At 34.6% G+C, this 16320-nt stretch carries 15 protein-coding genes; all 15 read left to right on the forward strand.

Annotation, left to right across the window (positions count from 1 at the left end):
- Positions 1–715: 715 nt before the first annotated feature.
- The 15 genes from J3U66_RS10880 (at position 716) to J3U66_RS10950 (ending at position 16319) form a co-directional block, all read left to right on the forward strand.
- Positions 716–1021 (forward strand): phage holin family protein, encoded by a 306-nt coding sequence (locus J3U66_RS10880; RefSeq protein ID WP_267334192.1) that lies wholly within the window; start codon positions 716–718, stop codon positions 1019–1021.
- Between the two features lie 2 nt (positions 1022–1023).
- On the forward strand, positions 1024–1464 hold the full coding sequence (locus tag J3U66_RS10885) for a D-Ala-D-Ala carboxypeptidase family metallohydrolase (protein WP_267348970.1): 441 nt from the start codon (positions 1024–1026) through the stop codon (positions 1462–1464).
- Between the two features lie 739 nt (positions 1465–2203).
- Positions 2204–2398, forward strand: a complete 195-nt coding sequence (locus J3U66_RS10890; protein WP_267349045.1) for a phage tail terminator-like protein — start codon at positions 2204–2206, stop codon at positions 2396–2398.
- Positions 2399–2418: 20 nt separating this feature from the next.
- Positions 2419–3078: a phage tail protein gene (locus tag J3U66_RS10895; RefSeq protein ID WP_267334194.1), complete on the forward strand. Its 660-nt coding sequence runs from the start codon at positions 2419–2421 to the stop codon at positions 3076–3078.
- A 12-nt stretch (positions 3079–3090) separates the two neighbouring features.
- Complete coding sequence (locus J3U66_RS10900; protein WP_267334195.1) at positions 3091–3402, forward strand: phage tail assembly chaperone; 312 nt, start codon at positions 3091–3093, stop codon at positions 3400–3402.
- A 62-nt stretch (positions 3403–3464) separates the two neighbouring features.
- Positions 3465–3707: a DUF1799 domain-containing protein gene (locus J3U66_RS10905; protein ID WP_065798292.1), complete on the forward strand. Its 243-nt coding sequence runs from the start codon at positions 3465–3467 to the stop codon at positions 3705–3707.
- A 377-nt stretch (positions 3708–4084) separates the two neighbouring features.
- Positions 4085–4291, forward strand: coding sequence for a hypothetical protein (locus tag J3U66_RS10910; protein ID WP_065798291.1), 207 nt, complete (start codon positions 4085–4087; stop codon positions 4289–4291).
- Between the two features lie 140 nt (positions 4292–4431).
- Positions 4432–7098 (forward strand): phage tail tape measure protein, encoded by a 2667-nt coding sequence (locus tag J3U66_RS10915; protein ID WP_267348972.1) that lies wholly within the window; start codon positions 4432–4434, stop codon positions 7096–7098.
- Positions 7099–7113: 15 nt separating this feature from the next.
- Positions 7114–7455, forward strand: a complete 342-nt coding sequence (locus J3U66_RS10920; RefSeq protein ID WP_065634665.1) for a phage tail protein — start codon at positions 7114–7116, stop codon at positions 7453–7455.
- 61 nt (positions 7456–7516) lie between these two features.
- On the forward strand, positions 7517–8251 hold the full coding sequence (locus J3U66_RS10925) for a phage minor tail protein L (protein ID WP_267334198.1): 735 nt from the start codon (positions 7517–7519) through the stop codon (positions 8249–8251).
- A gap of 1 nt (position 8252) precedes the next feature.
- Positions 8253–8975 (forward strand): C40 family peptidase, encoded by a 723-nt coding sequence (locus J3U66_RS10930; protein WP_267344020.1) that lies wholly within the window; start codon positions 8253–8255, stop codon positions 8973–8975.
- The gene (locus J3U66_RS10935) at positions 8965–9582 is read left to right on the forward strand and encodes a tail assembly protein (RefSeq protein ID WP_267348974.1); all 618 of its coding nucleotides are present in this window, start codon (positions 8965–8967) and stop codon (positions 9580–9582) included. Before J3U66_RS10930 ends, J3U66_RS10935 begins: the two co-directional genes overlap by 11 nt.
- Positions 9583–9589: 7 nt before the next feature.
- A complete protein-coding gene (locus tag J3U66_RS10940) occupies positions 9590–13060 on the forward strand; it encodes a host specificity protein J (RefSeq protein ID WP_267348976.1) in 3471 nt (1156 codons plus the stop codon).
- Entirely contained in the window at positions 13060–14115 is a 1056-nt protein-coding gene (locus J3U66_RS10945) for a hypothetical protein (protein WP_267334201.1), read from the forward strand. The genes J3U66_RS10940 and J3U66_RS10945 overlap by 1 nt, the downstream gene beginning before the upstream one ends.
- 359 nt (positions 14116–14474) lie before the next feature.
- Positions 14475–16319: a hypothetical protein gene (locus J3U66_RS10950; RefSeq protein WP_267348977.1), complete on the forward strand. Its 1845-nt coding sequence runs from the start codon at positions 14475–14477 to the stop codon at positions 16317–16319.
- The last annotated feature ends 1 nt before the right edge of the window (position 16320 follow it).

The following is a 16320-nucleotide window of genomic DNA, read 5'->3' on the forward strand; positions in this document are numbered from 1 at the left end:
AATAAGCATATATAATTAGTCCATAATCAAAATTTAAACGCATAAAAAAGCCCGCTAGCAATAGACGGGCTTTTTTGTTATGTGAAATATTTGCAAAATAGGATATTTGGCTAATTAAATTAATTTTGAATTTGAGTCGTTCGAAATAGGGTAATGCAAATATTTAGAGATTAATTAGGTAAATAATCAATAATATATTAAATTTTATTTGATAGTGTATTAATGCTCTTAAATGACACCAAACATCTTAATTCATCAAGAAAACAAGATAATCTTTTGCGTATCAATCTTATTATTTACCTTTTATCGATTTCTACTTGCTACAACAGTAGCAATGATTTTGATGTAAATTAGTCTAATTGACATTATAAAAATGTTTATTGGTAAATATTTTATAATTTTATCAATTTGTTATATGAAATTACTATTAAAAAAAGGAGGCGGCAACTATTTTTGATATTGCATGATTAGAAAATAGTAAAATATTAGGGATATTAGGTTCAATCGTTTATTACTCATTAAAATTAAATAATTTGTCTAATAATGACAAGATAAAGATTAAGAAATTCATAGTATTATGCATTATTTCTAATACATGTTCTTTTCAATAAAATTAACCTATCACATTGTTTTTATTAATTATTTTTCCTATTTTAAATAAACAAAATCAGCGGTTAAATTCAATTACCGTTGTTAACTTATATAAAGATTTATTATGCCTATAAAAGATCCTAACAACATTAATTGGTATGTTGTCATTTATTTAATGATTGTCACCTTATTGGGCTCATTAGCGAGTTATTGCTATCACGTGCTCAATGGCAACAAATTCAATGTCTGGGTGTTATTTGCACAAATATTTATTTCAATATTTGCCGGTCTATTGGTTGTACTGGGCGCAAGTTATTTCAACTGGGAATTTGAATTAGCAGGAGGCGTAGCTGGTCTAGCTGGTTGGTCTGGTGCAACCCTAATAAAAATACTCGAAGAAAAACTGTTAAAAAAAGCTAAAGGAGAATAACCGTGAAACTTACAGCAAACTTTAAATTAGAGGAATTTACTAACTCTCTATTAGCCAGCAGATTAAAGATAGATAATAGCGTGCCTACAGAGTTGATGCCTAATATTAAATTCACCGCTGCAAAGTTGGAATTAGTCAGACAAGCTTTAGGAAAGCCCATTATTATTACTTCTGGTTATCGTTGCCCTGCGCTAAATGCGCGTGTTGGTGGAGTCGCAACCAGTGCACACACGCAAGGATTAGCCGTCGATTTTCATTCGTCTTTTGGTACACCTAAAGAAATTTGTCAACGCTTAATCGATGCAAGAGTTGAATTTGATAAGCTTATTCAAGAACATAATCAATGGGTGCACATAAGTTTTAGTCCTACATCTAACCGTCAACAGGTGTTAACCGCGATAAAAAACAGTGGAAAAACAACATATGTAAATGGGTTAATCTAGTTACTACTCTTACTTTAACCTTATCAATTTTGCTCAGTGCTTAAATGAATTTTGTAACAATAGATGTTGGTTATGTCTAGCAACTACAAAATTTTTTGAATGGAATCAATTAGTTTATTAATCAAGGGAAAGATAAGCCTGATACGCTGGTAAAACAAATAAGTATCGATATTTTACAAGACATCGTCTTCTACCCCCTTCGAATAACTCATCTCAAATTTCTTGAATTAGAAAATCATCAGACAGATTTTAGTCGACAATTTGAGTCCAATTGGCACGTATCATCTGATACTACAGAAGTAGAATTAGTTGATAAAGAAAATGTCAATTACATTGATTCTACTAACACTTCAAAATACTGCATGGCACAAATAAAAATATGTTTTGTGATGTGCAATTCATTTATATCACTAATCACATTCAAAATATTACTCGATTGGAATTTGATAATGTAAGACATACACCAAACAAAACGATCAGAAAAGCAATATTGAAAGTATAGATATATTCTAATAATAAACTTAGTAAAGAGGTAAAAATTGATTTTGCCTATTTCGGAACGGCTTGAATCATATCTTGAAATAGTTGCAAAACAGGTACAATTATCCATTTTTGATAAAAATGTTACTATTCAACAGAATGATAATGCTTATTTAAGATCAACTTTATTACCAGCGATCACAACCTGTTTCGATTTGGACAGTGAATCAAGAGTTTATTAAGGTGTTTATCAGTACCAATCAATACGGGCAAATCAGATGCTTTGCGTATATGTGATGCGATTATTGCTCACTTCCCACTTAATTTAGAGTTAAAAAAAGACAATTTTGCGCTTTATATTAATTCTGTACCAAGTGCTTATCCTACTATAACGGATAAAACCACTTACACTATTCCCGTCAGTATGAATTATCATGCTGACACTTTAATGTAATAAAATAAAGGAGTTAACACATGGGTTTTGCTTTACCTAATGGTGCACGAGTTTACGTGCAAAAATCAAAAGATGCTAAGCTTGATTTTAATCTAATTACTAACGATAAAGAGGCTGTCGTGACATTAAAAGCTGGGCATGGACTTAATGTTGATGACGAAGTTGTTATTGCTTCGTCTTGGAATAAACTAAATAATGTTGTGGCACGAATTGTACGTGTTAATAATACCGATGTCACTTTAGGTAATATTAACACAAGTAATGTTAATGTATTCCCAGCTAACGAAGGCTTTGGTAGTCTTACTAAAATTACCGATTGGGAACGATTGCCACAAATTAAAGAAGTAGCCAGCGAGGGCGGTGAACAACAATTTGTACAAATTCAATTTTTAGAAGATGAAACAGAACGTCAATTACCGACGATAAAATCAGCTAAAACCAAAACTTTTACCATTGCTCATGATAGCTCATTACCGATTTATCCTTTACTACAAAGCTTAGATCAAACCAATGAAGTTGTGGCTATGAAAATGTATGTACCAAAAGCGAATGAAACACGTTATGACGCGGTGCGGGTTTCATTTGATCCAACACCAGAAACCACGATTAACGAAGTTGAAACAGTAAAAATTAGTACCACTGTTGAATCACCCGCTATTACATTTTATAAAGATAAATAAGGTGAATGGTCAATGGCAAAATTTAAATTAATTGCAGATCCCACTTTTAAATGCAAAGTGCTAATTGCTCGGCCTGGCCAAGAAGACGGATCAGTTGAGTTTACTTTCAAACATTATCCAGTCAATGAGCTTGCTAAATTTGAAGATGAACTGAAAAATAATGGTGTTATTGATTTTATCATGAAAATTGTCGCTGGTTGGAGTTTAAATGATGAATTTAATCAAGACAATATGCAAATTTTATTAAATAACTATCCATCTGCTTCACAAGCAATTACAACAACTTACTATAAAGAATTATTTGGTCAACGCGAAAAAAACTAATTGAGCTTGTCACTGCGTTATATACGCCTGAACCTTCTCAAGATGAATTAGCTGCTTTTGGTTTGTCTGAGGATGATTATGATGGCGAATTTATAGAGATATGGCAGGATAATTTAGATTCATTTCGATTATTTAAAGCCATGTCAACGCAATGGCGTACAAGCATGAGTGGACTAATCGGGCTTGATTATAATTGCCTTCCTTGGGTGATGAAAGTGAATAATATTTTAGAAAGCGAAACGATTTTTCACGATATTCAACTAATGGAAAGCCAAGCCTTAAAAATAATTCATAAAACCAAATAACCGACGAAAGTCGGTTATCTAACACTTATCATTTTTAATCTAAATAAGATAAGCGATAAGTCACATCTATTTATTCATAAATGAGCAATGGAAAAACGAATCGAAACGGATTTATTACCAATAAAAAATAGCATAATAAATTAATTTATTGATATCAAACAAATAAAGATTGTGATAACAAAATTGAAATAATCATTTTAAAACAGCCTAGTGAAGGTGCGCAAACAAAAGTTATTGATTAATTTGCAATTTGTAAAATTGCAATAAACAATCAAATCTAAATTACAAATAGCAAAGTAAGCATACATAATAGAGCCATTAATGAATCAATCCATTTATTAGATTTATAGAAAATTAAGTTAGTTAAGGAAATAGAGATGAACAGAAATATTATTATTGCCGAATCAGATTTTGATAAGTTATATGCAAAATTAAGTCATATCACCGCTATATCTGAGTTATTAATTAGTGATATGGGCAATTCGCATTGGGCCGATGAGACTGTGCTAAATAGCATTTCAGCGATTTCAACCATATCAAATGAAATGCAAGATATAATAACCAAAAGACAAGAAATAAAGTAAGCACTATTATTGTTGGTAATAAATTCTTTAAATAATATTTAGCAACAGATTTAATTTAAGATTGGCTTCTCTATTTTAGTAGAACAACTTATTACTTAATAAACTCGCTTTGGCGGGTTTTTTTATGCCTGGAGAGTATTATGGCAGAACAAATTACATCGCTAACGTTAAAAATTAATGTTAAAAGCGTTACAGAAGTAAATAAACAGCTTGATTTTTTTGTAAAAAAATCAAAGGAATCGGCTGCGGCAATAAATACACTAGGTTCATCGACTGAAAAAAATCTAAGATTTTCTGAGAAGTATACACAATTACTTGTAAAAAATATTAAAGCGATAGAATTAAATTCTAAAGTACTAGAAAAACAAAATAAAGAATTAATGATTCTATCAAAAGTTATTTCTCCAGTTAATGATGAATTATATAATCTTCTTTTAACTCAAAATAGGTTATCTAGAAATAATGGATCAGATTTTTTTGATGCTCACTCATTGAAATTTTATGATGAAATGATCGAGAGTTCTCAAAATAGTTTATTAGAACTGATTGAAATACAGAAGGATTTTTCTGCTTCAAATGATCAAATGAAAGTAACACTTAGTTCGCTTTCTGATCAAATAAAAGAGTTATCGGAACAATCACAAAAAAGTAAAAATCCTCTTTTATCATTTGCTGAATATGGAGTTGAAATTGGGGCACTATTTAAAAATCCGATAGCAAGTATAGTAGGAACAATAGCTGAAATTGGAATTGTTGTTGGTAATGATTTGATTTCCTATTTTTCTAAATCGACAACAGCAACAGAAACACTAAGAAAAGCGCAAGAAAGTTTATATAACGTAATAAAAATTAATCAAGACGGCATTGCTTCTTTCACAAATGAGATAATTAAATTAAATAAAATCAATCCTAAATTAGCGCAAGCAACAGTTGAAGTCGCTAAGCAAGATGCTAATCAGACTCTTAGTTCATTAAAAGAAACGCTAAAACAATATTTTGCTAAAGATAACGTAAATATTTTTAATGATATGGATTTTATTAAAAAAAATCAGCAAAATCCTGGTGGGAGTTATAAATCTGGAAGTTCTATTATTGATGAAGAAAATAGACAACAAGTACAAGAAGAGATAGAACGTAGAAAACAAAAAATTGAAAATGAAGCACAAATTTTAGCGAAAAAATTTAATACAGAAAAGCAATTAATATTAGAAATCTATCAAAAAATATTTGATATTTTATCAACAAAAGATTCAGCTTCATCCTCAAAAAAATTAAATGATTTAGCTGTATTTGTGTCAGATTTAAAATTCAAAGCAGGAGAGGAAGATGACTCATTAAATGATCTTATCAAATTATTAAATGGCTTGGTTGTTAAATCTCATGATGCTGTTGTAAGTTTAAACACTTTAAATGACTATAATGGAAACCCAAACCCAAACCCAAACCCAAACCCAAACCCAAACCCAAACCCAACAAATAATAACATTAATTCTTTCAATTATACGCCAAAGCACAATTTATTAGAATCTAATAGAGAAGTTGAAAAAAGCTTACAGATTCAATTGCTTTCTTTAAAAGAGCAAAATACAACAGTACAAAATATCACGGCTGAACGAAAAAAATACTTAGAATTTCAAGCTCAAATTAAAATGCTTGAAGAAGAAACAGATAAAAGCAAATTAACGGCTGAAGAACGTTATTTGTTGGCTAATAAATTATCTCTAAGTTTGCAGTATGAAAAAAATGCAGCTATAGCAGAAGAAATTAATGCGCTTAACAAAGCACAACAAATAAAAGAAAATATTTCTGAAACTATATCCCAGTATAAAAATAGTATTACTGATAAAAAAGCAACTTTTGGCATGAGCTCGGCTGAAAGTGCCCATTATTCTGAGAGGATTGAACTAGAAAGAAGAAAAGAAAAAGATTTAGATCCTAGTAATCATCTCACATCAGAAGATATTGTTAGCATCACTCAAGATTACATATCAGCAGCCAATCTTTTAGAACAACGTTATGCCTTAGATGATACACAGAAAAGTGATTGGATTATGGGATTAAAAACTGGTTTAAAAGAATTTGCAGAAACCTCTTCAGACGTATTTAGCGCAGCCAAAGGGTTTGCACAAAATACCATGGGCTCTATGGCAAATATGATGACTCAATTAGTGACTACAGGAAAAGCCAATTTTAACGAGTTTGCCCGTTCTATCTTAATTAATATTATTGAAATTATTAATAAGCTAATACTAGCCCAAGTAATTCAAACAGCTTTAGGGTGGATGGGGTTTGGTGGTGGAGCAAGTAAAGCGACAGGGGGACTTCAAGATGCCTACAGTGGCGGCGAAATTCGTGGTTATGCAATGGGTGGTAATGTTGGATATGCGTTAAACCCAGGGGGCTTTACCGGTCGAGGTAATAAATATCAACCAGCAGGTATTGTTCACAAAGGTGAATTTGTTTTCACTAAAGAAGCAACCAAACGTATAGGAGTAAATACACTTTATGCATTAATGAATGATAAAAAACAAGAGTATGCTAATGGTGGATATGTCGATGTTGGTCAGGCTTCACCCATTGCTTTTACTCGTCAATCGAATCAATCAACAAGTGCTGTAAATGTATCGGCAAATATTGCCGTTAATATGTCATCAGAAAACAACTCAGCAACAACTACAACAAATAATATTGATGCAAAAGCTGTTGAGGCTCAAGTTGGTGCCGTTATACAGCAACGCATGAATGAGATGATGAAAAAACTTGTTTCACCAGGTGGTGACTTATATAACGTAATGCATGCAAGATAAGTTATTGGAGAGGTTATGGCAGTAGATAAATTTCAATGGAAAACAATGGGAAATCCAAAAGTTTCGGATCTATCCAATATTAATGAAATTAGTTTTGGCGATGGTTATACACAATTATCAAGCACCGGTATTAATAGTACTACAGAAGAGTGGCAATTGACTTATATGGGGCAACAAAGCGAAGTTAAACAAGTTCGCGCTTTTTTAAATTCTCATATTATCAAATCTTTCAAATGGACTAATCCCTATGGTGAAGAAAAGTTATACCGAGTCGTAAATAAATCTATCGAATCAGAATTTATGGGAGGAAATGTTATTTCACTATCATTCAAATTTATTCAGGCTTATGCACCATAAATTATTATTACCTATTCAATTAACCACCTTTAGGTGGTTTTTTTATGTCTGGAGAACATAAATGCCAATAACACAAGACTTACAAGCACTTGAAGGCAACGAGCTAATTCAACTTATCGAACTTGATGGAACAAAATTTGGATTAGATGAAGTCCTTCGTTTTCATGCGCATAATGTCTCATCAGAGGGTTGGGCCTCTTTTGTTGTTGATAATTTACCTTCTATTAAATGGCAAGGAAAAGAATACTTACCTTACCCTTACGAACTAAAAGGTCTTGAGTTGAGTAGCACAGGCGCCCAACCGACACCAACGTTATCAGTTGGCAATATTGAAGGAAAAGTGACAAGGCTTTGCTTGGATTATGCAGATTTAGTTCAAGCAAAAATTAAAATCCATACCACAATGGCTAAGTATCTTGATGCGGCCAACTGGATTAATGGTAATCCAAATGCAGATCCAGCTCAAGAACGCGTCCAACTATTTTATGTAAATAGCAAAAAAACAGAAACCAAAACTATGGTTGAATTTGAGTTGTGTTCACCTTTTGATATCCAAAATCTACAGCTACCAACAAGGCAAATTACCACTGTTTGCACTTGGTGTATGCGTGGCTGGTATCGAAGTGGTACTGGTTGTGATTATGCTGGTAATAAATATTTCACCAAAACTGGTGATCCAACGGACGATCCAGCAAAAGATGTATGCGGTGGACTTTTAAAAGATTGTAAAGCAAGGCATGGTAATGCTTCGCTTCCTTTTGGTGGTTTTCCTGCAGCTAATTTACAGAGTAAGTAATATGAGACAAAAATTATTAGATGCCATAAAAAATCATGCAGAAAGTCAATACCCAAATGAAGCCTGTGGATTGATTATTGATACGGGTAAATCACAAAAATATGTTCCTTGTCAGAATATTTCTGATAATCCTAAAGAGCATTTTTTGATTGCCGCTGACGAACAGTTACAAGCCGAAAAGTTGGGCGAAATTATCATGATTATTCACTCTCATCCTGATGTTGTATCACTAGTGCCATCTGAATTTGACCGTATTCAATGTGATCATTCAGGTATTGAGTGGGGCATTATATCTGTACCCGATGGTGATTTTTGCACAATATCACCGCGCATAAATCGAGATTATACCGGACGCCAATGGCTACTTGGGCATGCTGATTGTTGGTCACTGATTATGGATTATTATCAGCGAGAATATAATATTGATTTAAATAATTATTCGGTTCCAAGGCAGTGGTGGGAAAGCGGAACAGAACATCTTTATGATGATAATTGGCAAGCTGAAGGATTTGTTGCAGTCAACATCACTGAAATGCAAGTTGGCGATATCATCATGATGCGTATTGGTGCGCAAGTGACCAATCATGCTGCTATTTATGTTGGTGACAATCTTATTTTACATCATTTATACGGTCAATTATCGACTCGTACGCCTTACGGTAAATATTTTCGAGATAGAACAGTTCGCATAGTACGACATAAGGAGTTATTTCATGCTCAGTAATTTAACACTAAAAGGTGCAATGGCTAAGCAGTTTGGTAAAAATCATCAATATGATGTGCAAAATCTTAAAGAACTATTACGCGCACTATGTGCAACGATCAAAGGATTTGAAAAATACATGTGTTCAGCGCATTTAAAAGGTATTAAGTTCGCTTTTTTTGTTGATGGCAAAAATATTGGTATTGATGAGTTTGATATTAATGCGAATGGCAAAAACTATACGATTATGCCAGTCACACAAGGTGCAAAAAGTGGAGGCATGTTTCAAATTATTATTGGTGCAGTTGCATTAGTTGCCGCTTTTTTTACAGCAGGGGCAACATTAGCTCAGTGGGGAACTCTCTTGACGGCTAGTACGATGAGCGCAACATCTATTTTAACAGGAATTGGTATTAGCATGATGTTGGGGGGCGTGGTTCAACTACTGACTCCACAGCCTAAATTTAATGCAGGTAAATCATCGAGTGCCGAAAATAAACCTAATTATGGATTTGGTGGGCCAGTGAATACTAATGCTGTTGGCTATCCTGTGCCTGTTTTGCTTGGTGAACGTGAAATTGGTGGCGCGGTAATTAATGCCGGTATTTATTCAGAAGACCAACAGTAGGTGAGTTATGCAATTGATAGAAGGGCAAAAAGGCGGAAGTAAAAAACAACATACGCCATATGAACAACCTGATAATTTACTGTCAAACGCCAAACTTAAGTTGTTATTAGCGTTAAGCGAAGGTGAAATTCAGGGACATTTAACAGAGCAAGACATTTTTATTGATAACACTCCGCTGGCCAATTTAGATGGTTCTCGTAACTTCAAAGGCGTCAATTGGGAATTTCGCAATGGCTCGCAGACGCAAGACTATATTCAAGGTATACCCGAAATTAGTAATGAATTGCGAGCTGGTTTCACAGTTAAAGCTGATAAACCGTGGGTGCGTGCATTTTCGAATTTAGATCTGGATGCAGTTCGTATTAAATTGAGTTTACCGGCTCACGTTGAGTATAAGGATAATGGTGACTCAGTTGGTACAGTTACCAAATATGTTATCGAATTATCAACTGATGGTGGTGCTTTTCAAACGGTGATAAATGGGACGTTTCAGGGTAAAACCACTTCAGAATATCAGCGTGATCACCGGATTAATTTACCAAAAGCTATTGATGGTTGGGCTATACGAGTAAGACGATTCACTCCTGATTCAAAATCGAGTAAATTGGTTAATGCATTTGGCGTGTCATCCTATGCTGAAATAATTGATAGCAAATTACGTTACCCAAATACCGCCTTGCTTTATATCGAATTAGATGCGAGTCAATTTAATGGTTCAATACCTAAAATTAGTTGTAAAGTTAAAGGTAAAGTTGTCCAGGTTCCTGATAATTACGATCCAGTGAGTCGAACATACATTGGCACATGGACAGGTGGTTTTAAAATGGCTTATACCAACAACCCTGCTTGGCTTGCCTATTACTTAATGCGTGATGAAGTAGCCGGAATGGGGTTAAGAATTGATGCCAGCATGCTTGATAAATGGTCTATCTATCAACTGGGTCAGTATTGTGATCAGATGGTATCTGATGGGCGAGGCGGAAAAGAACCACGTTTTGTTTGTAATGAATATATACAAAGTCAGGAAGAAGCCTATACTGTTTTAAAAGATCTGGTGGCTTCATTTCGAGGCATACTATTTTGGGGTAACGATCAAATCTGTCTAACGGCGGATATGCCACAAGATGAACCTGATTTTATTTACCATCCTTCAAATGTTGTTGGTGATTTTACCTATTCAAGTGGTTCATATAAAAATCGCTATACATCATGTTTAGTGGCCTATTCAGATCCGGATAACCACTACTGTGACGATGTTGAACCCGTATGGGATTATGACTTGATGCGTCGTTATGATGTTAATGTCATGAAGTTAACCGCTATAGGCTGTACATCGCAAGCCGAAGCCCAAAGGCGTGGACGATGGGCTTTGCTTTCAAATGCGAAAGATGAAGTGGTTGCGTTTACTGTCGGATTAGATGGTTACATTCCTTTACCAGCTAGAATTATTGGTATCGCCGATCCCTCACGTTCAGGTAAAGAAAACGGCGGACGAATACAATCAGTTACTGGTCGAAAAATCACACTTGATAGAAAGATAGATTATCAAGCCGGAGATCGTTTAGTGATTAATTTGCCCGATGGTACCGCGCAAAGTCGAACGATTAGATCAATTAGTGAAGATCGGCAAACAATTACGGTGACTGCAAACTATAAAATAACACCTGTCGCTGGAGCAATCTGGTGTATTGACAGTGATAATGTTGCTATTCAATATTTTCGGGTTACCTCAATATCGGCAAGTGAAAATGGTAAATTCAACATTACTGCTGTGGAGCATGACCCCAATAAATTCAACTACATTGATAATGGAATCCGAATTGAGCCTAAACCAATTACTGTGGTACCGCCGACAGCGGTATCATCGCCAAAAACTATTAGTGTTTTTGAAAGTAGCTATATCTCACAAGGACTGTCTATTTCGTGTTTGAATGCTCAGTGGGATGCCGTTGAAGGTGCAACAAATTATATTGCCCAATGGCGAAAAGATAATTCATCTTGGAATAATATTGGCAAAACTAATGGAACTAATTTTTCCATTGAAGGTATTTATTCGGGTACATATGATGTGCGTGTTCGCGCTGTTAATGCGCTTGATACTTCATCACCTTGGGCATATTCACAATCAAAATTCATTAAAGGCAAAGTTGGAACACCCGAAAAACCTGTCGGCTTTAGCGCAAGTGATGATGTGATATTGGGTATAGATTTAACTTGGTCCTTTCCTAAAGGCGCGGGCGATACCAGCCATACCGAAATTCAATATTCCAACAATGAAAATGAAGAAGATGCAAGATTACTTTCTAATGTCAGTTATCCTAGTTGCAGCTATTCACAAATGGGACTTGCAATTGGTCAAACTTTTTTCTATCGTGCTCGTTTAGTTGATAAAATTGGTAATGTGAGTGATTGGACCGATTGGGTGCAAGGTATTTCCAGTACCAATACCAATGACTTAACCGATCACATTTTTGAGGAAATAAAAGAGACTGACGCATGGAACTCATTAGTCGAACAAACAAATAATAACACCAGCTCAATCACAGACCATACTACTATGCTGGCTGAAAATACACGTTTATCAATCGAAAATGCTAAGTCCATTATTGAAAACGCTTTAGCAAATGATGTTGATTCTCAAAGGTGGCGAAAAGAAATCGGTAATGCTCATGCTGAAATAAAAGAAACGAAAGCTTTGGTTGTAAATGAAAGTGAGGCAACCGCAGTTAAATTGACCGAAATCTCATCAAATTTAAATGGCGCGAACGCTTCTATCAATGAACTTAAACAAACGACAGTAAAACAAGGTGAATCGATTGAGTCTCAAAGTAACATTCTAACGCAATTATCATCATCAATAGATAGTGTAAATAATAGTGTTAAAAATAATGCAACAGCCATTAATCAAATGGATACAAAAGTTACCCAGCAAGGTAATGTAATTACTTCACAGGCTAATAGTATTAATTCAATTAATACTAATATCGGTAATGTGTCTGCGCAAGTTAATGATGTGTCAAAAGCCATCCAAGACACCAATGGTAAATTATCTGCCTACCGCACAATGAAAGTGGAGGTTGATAATAATGGTAGGCAGTATGTTGCGGGTATGACCATGGGTGTTGAAAATACCGATGTAGGTATGCAGTCAAATGTTATTTTCCTTGCTGATAAATTGATGGTCATGAATCAAGCTAATGGTACACCAGTACCCGCTTTCATCGTCAAGGATGGTTTTGTCATCATGAATGATGCAATCATAGGTAACTCAACTCTAAATTTTGCAAAAATATCAGATACTATACAATCAGAAAACTATATACCAGGTAAGTCTGGGTGGAGGTTATTTAAGGATGGTACTTTTGAAATAAATAGTTCATTTTATAATGAGGGTCGAATTGTACTCAATGGTGAAGGTTTAAAAGTTTTCGATGAAACAGGTGCTTTAGTTGTTCAAATCGGTAATTTGGAGGTGTAATGTCATTTGGAATTAAAGTTTTCACAAAAACGGGTACGGCATATAAATTAGATAGCAAGTGTACGACAATGTGTATTTCAGGCGCGTTAGGTTCAAATGTATATCCGCAAACAGGATTGTATGTACCTGAGGGATATGATTATTATGCTCATTTGTCAGAGCCGTGTGGGTTTTGGTCTTTTGGTACTGATTCAACAGGGGCAACATTTATTGATGCATCAAGTGATCCTATTGCTTATTTAGATCAAAATCGTCAATTATGTTTCAAGAATGGTGAATACGGGAGAAATTCTTGGTCGAAGTATCCTGATGAAGTATATTTAGACCAAAATCAACAGCTTGTTCTTTTGACGTGGCCGAAATCCATTAAAGCTAATGGTCACGGCATTTTATTTAATGGTGTTAGTTCTTTTTTTCAAATTAATCAGTATAGTAATTTTACTAATGTAATATGGAAAGGAGATATAGAAATCAGCAATCAAGGATGGAGAGTTAGCGATATAGATCCGTCATTATCAAATTATAATTCATTTGTATTTTTTTATTGCGACGATCCAACCATTTCAATTGGTAAAGATTTTGAGCACAGATATTATGACGTTTTTGGTTATGTTCCTTACGATCATAATGGGCATGTAAGTAATCGAACAATTAAAGTTAAAGTTGTCATTTTTGGTGTCGGTCACATAAAAACATCAAAATTTGGCTTGCGAATATATAAGAATAAAAATGTTGTATATGATTCTTGTAATGAAATCTTCATTAATCCGGTGTTAACAAGTTTTGAAAGATACTCACTTGGTCAATGGCAGTCAATAAATGGTATTAAACGCCCGATGCACGCAACGGTTTCAGTCGGAGCTAGTTTTTTTAATGGCAACAAAAATCAAAATTGGGTTTGCGACATCGGCGTAAGATCAAATGGTTATCAACTCTCTACGTCAGAGCAACGAATACATAAAGTTTTTTGGTTTGAATCTGAATTGAGTTATGGGTTCTATATTTCTGCGCAAAAGGTCCTAGTTTTAGACGCTGAAAATTATTTCAATTTTTGAGGTTAACAATGAAAAGATTAATAATTCTATCTGTAATATTATTTTCGTCTTTATCTTTTGCAAATTATTCAAGTTGTAGAGCTATTTATCAAGAAAACTCATTGGGTAATGCAATAAATGGATTTGATATCATCAAGATAAAAAAAATTAATGATAATCACTATGATTTGAGTTTGAACGTTGATGGAACTATACGTTAGATACTCGATAATTTTTCCACCCATATATTAATTATATGTGAGGAGCTCAAATACAAATAAAAAGGGATAACTCAAAAAAATTATTTAAATTATAAATTAAAACCGGAAAATATAAACGCTCTCGTAGCGTTTTTTTATGTCTAAAATTCGAGGAATACTATGTCTTGGTACAAAACAGGTACGATCAATGTAACAAAAGGCAGTAACATCGTGACAGGGATTGGCACTAAATGGGCTAATCCGTTGTTGGGTATTTCTGCTGGTAGAATGTTATTGCTACAATCATCAAATCAAATTGAAATCTATGAAATAGCATCCGTACAATCTGATACGCAATTAATGTTGGCAGATGATTATCGTGGTGAAAGTAAAACAGGGGGTATATATCAAATCCCTACATCACCAACGGTTTCAATTGAAAGTTTAGCATTACGCATCTCTGAAATGTTAAATTATTATCAAACACAACTTAATGCTTGGCAGACAATATTAACAGGTGATGGTAAAGTTACATTGACAGCACCTGATGGAAGCGTTGTTACAATAATTTCGCAATACTCTATTCAACAAGAACTTATTAAGCTTATTGAAGAAAGTAAAGTTTATGTTAGTGAGTCAGCAAAAAATGCAAGTAACGCTCAAAAGGCAAGTACATCAGCAACAGATAGCGCTAATGCAGCCAAAACAAGTGCTGATTCAGCTAATAAATCAGCAACAGCAGCGAGCGTATCAGCTAAAAACGCTAGCGATAGCGCTAATTCAATTAAAACATCCGAAACTAATGCTAAAACATCAGCGAATGCAGCGGCTAAATCAGCAGATGATGCGAAAAGCTGGGCTTCAACAGTAGATACATCGACATTTGTGAAAAAAAACGGAGATACAGTTACAGGTCAACTTACCCTTAAATACAAAGCGTGCGGTATCAAATTCAATTATGAAAATCCTGATAATGTTACAGTAATTCGCCCAATTGGAGACAATTTCTCATTTCTTTTTTATGATGCAGAAAAAAAGAATTGGTTTACAAAGCTTAGATATGCTAAAGATGGTAATGCGTGGAAATTTGATAATATTGATGATGTTACTATTAACGGCAAATCCGCACTAAAAGTAGGTGACTATGGTATCGGCGGCCAAAAGGGTGCTGCTGTCAATAATTTTGATGAACGCTTAGCGGGCGGGTTTTATCAATGTAGGACATCCAATTTTCCTAATTTGCCGTTCAATGGGGGAGATTGTACGGCAACATTGCTTGCGTATCCTAGTAACAGCTCATATTGGAAAGTCGAGCAATTAGCTGTAGTTAATAGCAAGACCCCACGCATTTATTATCGTACAGATTCAAAAGATGATGGTAAGCAAAATTGGTATGAAGTAATAACGACGGCGAATGCTTCCACCGATATTGTAGGGGCTTTACCAGCGGTTAAAACTGTTGTTAATAATACACCTACTTATATGGTAGGTAGCCATGTAGTATTCAAAGATGCCATTGGTGACCAACGTTTAATGCCATTTCGACGTGATGAATTGCCGTTTGGTTGGTATTTTCGTAATGGCGATAATTACTTATTAAGTTCACCGCAAGGCAAGGCTTTAAATGGTTTGTCTGCCAATTATAAAAACGACCATCGTATTACGATTAAAACTATAAATGGACAACAATATATTAATGTGCCAACGGCATTTTCTGCCGATGGGCGTGGTTTTTTTGATCGAGCCGTTGATGGAGCTAGCCGACAAGTAGGTAGTGTTGAAGATGATGCTATTCGAGAAATTTGGGGGCATTTCGATTCCGGCGTCGTTGATAATCATACTCTATATACACGCGGTGCGTTTCAGGGTACGAATGCAATCTATCCGCAAAACGGCGCATTTGAACCTAAAAAGGATTGGTGGGCATGGGGTTATGATTTTTATGCATCACGAGTAGTACCAACAGCAAATGAAAATCGCCCACTTAACATTGGTATGACACCTGTAATTTACCTTGGAGTTTGAT

Origin of the sequence: Gilliamella sp. B2969, assembly GCF_026536195.1 — a bacterium.
GTDB lineage: Bacteria > Pseudomonadota > Gammaproteobacteria > Enterobacterales > Orbaceae > Gilliamella.

Bases quoted from the DNA above. Each gene is read 5' to 3' on its own strand.
- J3U66_RS10880 (WP_267334192.1), top strand. From the start codon at position 716: ATGCCTATAAAAGATCCTAACAACATTAATTGGTATGTTGTCATTTAT.
- J3U66_RS10895 (WP_267334194.1), top strand. From the start codon at position 2,419: ATGGGTTTTGCTTTACCTAATGGTGCACGAGTTTACGTGCAAAAATCA.
- J3U66_RS10900 (WP_267334195.1), top strand. From the start codon at position 3,091: ATGGCAAAATTTAAATTAATTGCAGATCCCACTTTTAAATGCAAAGTG.
- J3U66_RS10910 (WP_065798291.1), top strand. From the start codon at position 4,085: ATGAACAGAAATATTATTATTGCCGAATCAGATTTTGATAAGTTATAT.
- J3U66_RS10915 (WP_267348972.1), top strand. From the start codon at position 4,432: ATGGCAGAACAAATTACATCGCTAACGTTAAAAATTAATGTTAAAAGC.
- J3U66_RS10920 (WP_065634665.1), top strand. From the start codon at position 7,114: ATGGCAGTAGATAAATTTCAATGGAAAACAATGGGAAATCCAAAAGTT.
- J3U66_RS10925 (WP_267334198.1), top strand. From the start codon at position 7,517: ATGCCAATAACACAAGACTTACAAGCACTTGAAGGCAACGAGCTAATT.
- J3U66_RS10930 (WP_267344020.1), top strand. From the start codon at position 8,253: ATGAGACAAAAATTATTAGATGCCATAAAAAATCATGCAGAAAGTCAA.
- J3U66_RS10935 (WP_267348974.1), top strand. From the start codon at position 8,965: ATGCTCAGTAATTTAACACTAAAAGGTGCAATGGCTAAGCAGTTTGGT.
- J3U66_RS10940 (WP_267348976.1), top strand. From the start codon at position 9,590: ATGCAATTGATAGAAGGGCAAAAAGGCGGAAGTAAAAAACAACATACG.
- J3U66_RS10945 (WP_267334201.1), top strand. From the start codon at position 13,060: ATGTCATTTGGAATTAAAGTTTTCACAAAAACGGGTACGGCATATAAA.
- J3U66_RS10950 (WP_267348977.1), top strand. From the start codon at position 14,475: ATGTCTTGGTACAAAACAGGTACGATCAATGTAACAAAAGGCAGTAAC.